5 protein-coding genes are annotated in these 6,682 nt (G+C 61.1%); 3 read left to right on the plus strand and 2 right to left on the minus strand.

The features are described 5' to 3' along the window. Positions 1-211 precede the first annotated feature (211 nt). Positions 212-541 carry a hypothetical protein gene (locus tag AC1RQF_RS10065; RefSeq protein WP_273995647.1) on the minus strand — a complete coding sequence of 110 codons (330 nt, stop codon included), beginning with the start codon at positions 539-541 and terminating at the stop codon, positions 212-214. Next, positions 535-3,174: a glycoside hydrolase family 15 protein gene (locus AC1RQF_RS10070; protein ID WP_492871930.1), complete on the minus strand. Its 2,640-nt coding sequence runs from the start codon at positions 3,172-3,174 to the stop codon at positions 535-537. The genes AC1RQF_RS10065 and AC1RQF_RS10070 overlap by 7 nt, the downstream gene beginning before the upstream one ends. A gap of 91 nt (positions 3,175-3,265) precedes the next feature. Here AC1RQF_RS10070 and AC1RQF_RS10075 point away from each other — a divergent pair, with 91 nt between their 5' ends. The 3 genes from AC1RQF_RS10075 to AC1RQF_RS10085 all read left to right on the plus strand — a co-directional run bounded on the left by AC1RQF_RS10075 (position 3,266) and on the right by AC1RQF_RS10085 (position 6,629). Beyond that, on the plus strand, positions 3,266-3,631 hold the full coding sequence (locus tag AC1RQF_RS10075) for a hypothetical protein (RefSeq protein ID WP_273995315.1): 366 nt from the start codon (positions 3,266-3,268) through the stop codon (positions 3,629-3,631). Between the two features lie 4 nt (positions 3,632-3,635). Then, positions 3,636-3,806, plus strand: a complete 171-nt coding sequence (locus tag AC1RQF_RS10080) for a helix-turn-helix domain-containing protein (protein WP_492871931.1) — start codon at positions 3,636-3,638, stop codon at positions 3,804-3,806. 1,905 nt (positions 3,807-5,711) lie between these two features. Further along, entirely contained in the window at positions 5,712-6,629 is a 918-nt protein-coding gene (locus tag AC1RQF_RS10085; protein WP_492871932.1) for a type VI secretion system protein TssA, read from the plus strand. Positions 6,630-6,682 lie beyond the last annotated feature (53 nt).

The raw sequence follows: 6,682 nt of genomic DNA on the forward strand, positions 1-6,682 counted from the left end.
TCGATCGTGCCCGGCCGCTTCAGTCGGGGCGAAGGCGGCGTCGACGACGGCTTGCAGCGCGGCATCGCCCGGATCCGCGTCCGGCGCGCCGCGCGCGATCCTTCGCGTGGTCCCGTTGATCGGGAAATTTTCGGAATGCCGCGCCGTCGCCTGACGAGGTGCGGCAAAGGGGCATGGAAATCCGCCCGCTTCAAGCCGGCAGGCATGACGATCAACCCGGATTCGAGGGCGGCGGCTTGAGCGGCTGCGCGCCTCGGATGTCGGGCGCGCCACGCTGGGCCTCGATCGGCGGCTGGGTCTTGGCCGGGGTCGCGCTCCACGTGGTTCCCGTCGCAGCGGCCTTCATCGGCGGCAGCGCCTCGACGAGCGATCGACTCGACGGTGGAGCCGACCTCACGGGCGGCGCGCGATCGGACGGAGCGGCCGCTTGCGCGGCTGCCCCAGGCTCCCGAACGGCAAGCACGCCGAAGCGCATCCCCAATGTCGCCGCGCTCAACAGCGCGGCGGCGGCGGCAAGCCGGCGAACACGCGTCTTCACCAGCTCACCTGATCGTTCAGCGTCAGGTTCGCATGCGCCGGCGTCTGCATCAGGCGGTTCGCCGTCAGATTCTCCCAGCTCACGCCGCCGTCCGCGTTCTTGCGGTAATACTTATATTGAATGGTCTGGCCGGCGGGGAGGTTGACGGTATTGCTCCAAACGGGGTAACGAGCCGGGTCGACCGGAATGCCGAGATCCGTATTCCAGTTGCCGAGTGCCGCCACGTTGCCTGTCACGTAGACTTGCTGGCCGAGCTGGGTGCCGGCATTGACGTTGACCGAGACGGCGACCTGTCCGCTTTGCAAGGGGGGCAGGCAAGTGCCGTAGCGCGCGCAGACGACCGACGGCACGTCGACGATGCGTCCGGCCTGAATCGAGGCCAGGAGGCTGATGTATTCGCCCATTGCCCAGTTCAACGGCGCCATCGACCGGGTCGGCCGGCCGGGCGTTTCATTGGCGGGCGTCGTGACCACCCAGTTGTCCGGCAGCGTGGTCGACGTGGGCCATACCTGCTCGGGCAGGAACCCTTCGGGCGTCGTCAGCTGCTTGAGCGTGGACAAATAGGCGCGGCCGGCATCGCCGCGGCCCTGGCGAGCGATCTCGTACATGCCGCGCTCGGCGGTGAAGATCGGCCACAATCGGCCGACGCCGGTTCCGTCGAAATCGCCGTCGTCGTTATGTTCGCCGTATCCATCGAAGTTGTAGCGGAACCACGCGTTCGGGCTCGGCGACGGCCCGTTCGGCACGCTCAGCGACTGGCCCAGCACGCTGTCGTATACGGCGATCGTATTGAGGATCGTGGGATCGGTCGCGCGTTTCACGCCCATCCGCACCAGCTCGAAGAAGCCGCCGTCGACCACGCGTCGCGCATCGTGGCTTCCGCCGCCGTTCTTGATCGCGAGGATTTGCGCGGCGTCGGGGCCGGCCGTCGGGGCAAAGCTCGCGCGATCGGTGCCGGTTCCTGAACGGTTCGCCGGGTTGATGCGCAGGTAGTAGCGGCCGCTTCCGAACGAACCGGTGCCGGTGTAAGTCCACGCCGCGACGTTTTCCTGCCAGTAGTCGGCCGTCGACAGGTAGCGCGAGGCGCTTGCCGTGTCGTTGTTGCGAATCGCGATGTCGGCCGCCGTGACGAGGCCGGCGATTTCGGCGGCGATCGTGGACGGTGAATAGCCGGCGTTTTCCTCCCAGCGTTCCTGGTAGGTCCAGGGGCCGGTGGCGACGATATAGTCGGCGGCGAGCTTGATCTTGGGCCATAGCGGGTCGGATACGCTCGGGCCGAGACGCCACGCCAGGATGATCGGCATGGCTTGCTCGTCCATCTGGGTGCCTTGCCAGTATGGCCAGCCGCTCACCCAGGCATTCTGCGGAAATCGGCCCACGCGGCTGTAGCCCTGCGGGCAGCCCGACGCGTTGTATTCGGCGATACCGCAGTTGGCGGTCTGTTGCAGCGTATCGAACAGGTAGTTGACGACGCTCGCAGCCGTCGACGTATCGCCCGCCGTCGTCAGCGCGTTGGCGAACTTGAAGAGGTCGCGCGCCCAGACCAGGTGATAGCCGCCTGCGTTGGCGTCACCCTGCGTTTCGCCCCAGGGCGTGCCGATGCCGGCGATCATCGCGCCGTTGCTCTTGTCCTGCATCGTCTTGAGCGTCATGGCGGCAAGATAGTAGGCGGCATCGGCCGTACCGTTTTGCGTCGACAGGCCCGCCGCGTACTGATGCCACGCCGCATCGTATTGCTGCTGCGCGTTCGCGAGATCGCTGCCGAGCACGGCGCCCGCGTCGCCGAGCGCCTGGTCCTGCGTACCGCCAAAGCCGAGCACTACGTCGAACGACACGCGGGTCGCGGTCGGGTCGCCGGTGTCGACCCAGCCCATCTGCGCCACGTTGCCGTTGGTGGCGGACGAGAAGGTCCAGTCCATGGTCTTGTCGGCTCGCCCGCCGAGCAGATCGGTCCAGCCGTCGCTTTGCGCGACGAAGCCGTTCGATGTCATGCGGACGCCGTTGACCACCTTCCACGGCGCGCTTGCCACCAGTGCGGAATAACGGCTGTCGCGGCTGGCAACCAGCGCCGTGCCGGCGCGATAGGAAACCGTCTGCGCGGTGTTGCCGCTCCCGGCATTGTCGAGATAGGGCTTCGACAACAGATACAGATTGAAATCGCCGACCGTGCGGCCGTCGAGCGCCGTGAAGGTGACGCGCTGAACGATGGCGTTGTAGGTCGGGTCCGCGAAGATGACCTTGCGCATTTCCCAGTGATGCGCGCGGTTGCGGACCGTCACTTGCCAACTCATGGTTCGCGCGTCGGTTTGTTGCGCCGAGTAGGCCTGCGACTTTTCCTCGTCGACGAAGGTCTTGCCCGTATCGCCGACCAGGAACTGCAAGTCGACCGATTCAGGGGTGTCGAGCACCGGATAGTAGACCTCGGACAGGATGCCTCGGTAACCGGTGAAGTACACGCGCGACTTTCCGTTGACCGCGGTGCCGAGGAACGACTTGGCCGACGGACCCCGCACGGGTGTCGCGCCCGGCGAGCCGAAGGCTTCGGCGGCTTGCGCCGATTGAGCGGGACCCCCTGCCAGAACGGTCATCGCCGCGGCAAGGGCTGCGCACGCGAATCTGAAACGCCATGTCGCCATCTGTGTCTCCGTGTGGTGGTGTTGAGAGGAGCATGCAGCGATTGATCGGCAAGCGCGTCAAACATAGCGCGTCGGGGCGCGGAAAGATAGCGTGGAAGCCGCAGGCATCGGGCAAGGTTGGATAACGTGCAGCACGCCGCGATTTCTTGCGGAGGCCGAGGTCGTTCTTCCGCTGGATCATGCGGCTGGATGTGCTTTCGAGGCCGGCGGTCCGCGGCTCTGGGTGGAGGGTTCACCGGCAGGCGCACGGGCTTGCCCTTGCATCGGGTTCCAGCCGCCCGACTTCGACATTGCGGCATATACCGGCAAAGACATCGTGCATGTCGTCCGGTATCGCCTTGGTAAATATCTCGCGCCGGTATTTCGTCAAGAAGAACACATGCGCATGCAACAGGAAGATGCGATGACGGTCGTGTCGAATGTCGTGGCTCGGGTTGATCGGTCAACTGTGCAGTGACCCGATGCAATGCCTTCAACCCTTTGCGTTCGCGCTGATGTCGACCGGTGAACGGCGACACGACATGCGCCGCTTTGCCGGGTCGTGCAGCTTCGTCTACAACACGGTGCTCGCGTCGCCGACGAAGAACCGCGAGGCGGGCGACGAGTTCATCGACTGCGTGGCCACGGTGTGACACCTGACCGCGCGGCGAGCCGCCGCGACTGGCTGAAGCGCCGCTGCATCCCTTGCGGCATGAGATCCAGGGGAGAGCGTGGGCGTATGAAAACTTCTTCGCCAAACGCGTGGCATTCCCGAAATTCAGGAAGAAGCATCGCGACGGCCTCCGCCACCCTGACGAAACGAATCAAGCCCGATCGGGTGAACAGCCGCATCTTCTCGCCGAAGCTCGGCTTGCTGCGTTTCGAACAATCGCGAGGTGCGGGGTGATCTGCAAAACGCTGTGGTCAGTCCGCCGGTCGGTAAATGGCATGTATTGATGATTCGGATCGAGCGCGAAGTCGAATAACCGATTCCATCGGTTGCCCGCGCAATGGTCATCGATGTGGGCATCGCGCTTCGCCATGAAGCGCGACGGTACGTGTCTCGCACCGTGCGGGTGGCTGAAGCATCGCTTGCGTTCAACCGATTCTTGTCCTTCTCGTCGCGCAGTCACTTCGCTTGGAATCGACGCGTACATGCCAACGTTGGAACACTGCCCCACGACGGTTGGTCTATTCGTGTTCGCGGCGGTTTAACCGCGCGCCGTCCGACTTGCGTTGTGCAGCGTCGGTACATGCGATGGTGTCAGGTCGATTCATCACGACGTCGAGCGACGAACCGAGGAGCAACAATATTCACGGTTGCCCGAAGCGCCATATCGTCAGGGCACTGCACCTGCGCATCCTTATCGATCCGACCGATTCGAGGCGCGCTTCACGGCACAGGCGAGGAGAGTGGGCCGAGAAAATGTATTCCAACGCGCCTCTATAAGGTCGACGATATGGCGTGTGGTGATGCCTCCGGCTATATCGATCGCTATAACCTTCTCGATCGAGCGGGCGTCGCGAGGGTCGGCGGCGTCTGATGTGGGCCGGACAATCCTGTACGTCCGATGAGGAGAATGTTGAGGGTAAGTAATTTTTTCTTGAAACCATCGTGGCGCGAATATTTTTCCTGATGTGTCGATATTGTTTTTTCCTGGTTGTTGATTGGGTAAAAAAATTCCACCTTGAAATATAATGAGCCGGGTATCGGTAATACAGAATCAATATTCCTGTGTTTCGTACTGAATGGAATCGGTTCCATAGGTGATTTTGCCGATGGCGCGAGGGCTGGTGGTGCCATTGAACGGCCATTTCTGAAGAAATGTGAAATTCTCGTTCGATTTATTTAGCTTGCCATGGGGGAGGTGAACGCTTATATTTGTTGTGTCATAGAGTGAATTCTCTAGACGGAGTGATTCCTGAGAGCGTGCTTGTCCGTAAAAGCAGCTGTTTGTGTGGTGGCTTGCCCGTGATGAGTATGAAGATTTTATGAAGCGAACAATTAATTTCACATCCGTTCTGATTGGGGTGGTGGTGGGTTGATGTCAGCCAAATGAAATAAACTGTATAAATGGTTGTGATGTGGATGTGTTCGCGCGTAAATCGATGCTCGAATGACGCATTGCTTGTGTACAAGCGATGCGTGCACTTTCATTTCCCGGATTGTATTTTTCCTGCATCGAAATGCGCACTGTGCCGTTCTGCGTTCGCGCCATCGTTGCGCCTGATGGCTCGTGGTGTGAAGGCTTTTCGGGCACGATAGTTTAAACATAGTAAAACCTCCATCATTCGTCAAATTATGTTTGATGAAATTTAAATTGCATTAAGGGATGGGCGTGCGGGCTTGATGGTGCTTACGATGCGGTGTGATGGAGGGGGGTGAATCATTTTCCCAAATGTCACGTGGCGTCAGAAAATCAGGGCTTCTTTCAAGCACCAGGACTCCCCGGCCGTGGGGTGTGCAGTCACTATTGCGACTGCAGTACGGCAGCAGCGTTTTCCGACTTCGTTTTTTAGAAATCCTGCTGCCGGTGTGGGGTATCTCGAGGAATGTGATGGACGAGAACATATCAATGCAATCTCCGGGCGTGTCTGACGAATTGGACTTCGACGAAGATTTCATGCGAATCGATGCCGCGATCTGCGAGTACGACGCGATCGGCGCTGCGCCGCAGAGAAAGGGGGAGGGCGCCTTTCAATGGACGTCGATCGAAAAGACCTGCATGACTCTGTTGGCACGGGCGAAGGATATCCGTGTGGCGATCTGGTACATCCGCGCGTGCATGGCGAGAAGAGGCATCGCCGGGCTGGCCGAGAGCGTCAGGGTGCTGGCCGACATCATGAGCCTGCCGGTCGATGCCATTCATCCGCGCGCGTTACCTGGCGAGGCGCCGGGCGACATTCATGCGCTGCACCTGGGCTGGATCTCAACTTCTCAGTTCCTGCATCAGTTCGGCTGCGCCTGCTTCGGCGAGACGGACATTTCCTTGAGTGCGCTGGCGAATGGAGAGGCGGGTGCGATTCTCAAGGATTCCGCTCATAAGGCGTCGACATCGAGCTTTCTTCATCAAATTCAGGATTCCTTTCTAAAGATAAGTGAATCGATGGATGCCGCGGAGCAGCAGATCGACATCACGGGCGTGTTGACTTTGCTGAATCAGGCTCTGTCGCGAATCAGCACGAATGGGCCGCCCGACACGAGCGATGAACCGTCAGTTTCAGCCGTCGAGCCGGTTCGCAACGGCGAGGCGCACAGGAGCGGGTCCAGTCTGGCGACGAGAAAGGACGTGGAGGCGGCACTCGATCGCATCGTCGAATACTTCCTGCTTCACGAACCGAGTCATCCGGCGCCGATCTTCCTGTCGCGGGTCCGGCGCATGCTGGGCGCGGGCTTCGAGGAGGTCATGGCGGAGCTCTATCCGGAAGGGGCGGCACTGGCAGCCCAGCTAGGGCGCCCGGCAGGGGCCAGGTAATTGGATTTCTTAATTTAGGAGGGCGAATAGCATGGTGCGTCACAAGGATGGTC

The sequence above is a fragment of the Burkholderia sp. GW821-FHT14F03 genome (assembly GCF_058803765.1).

Bases quoted from the DNA above. Each gene is read 5' to 3' on its own strand.
- AC1RQF_RS10070 (WP_492871930.1), bottom strand. From the start codon at position 3,174: ATGGCGACATGGCGTTTCAGATTCGCGTGCGCAGCCCTTGCCGCGGCG.
- AC1RQF_RS10080 (WP_492871931.1), top strand. From the start codon at position 3,636: ATGCAATGCCTTCAACCCTTTGCGTTCGCGCTGATGTCGACCGGTGAA.
- AC1RQF_RS10085 (WP_492871932.1), top strand. From the start codon at position 5,712: ATGGACGAGAACATATCAATGCAATCTCCGGGCGTGTCTGACGAATTG.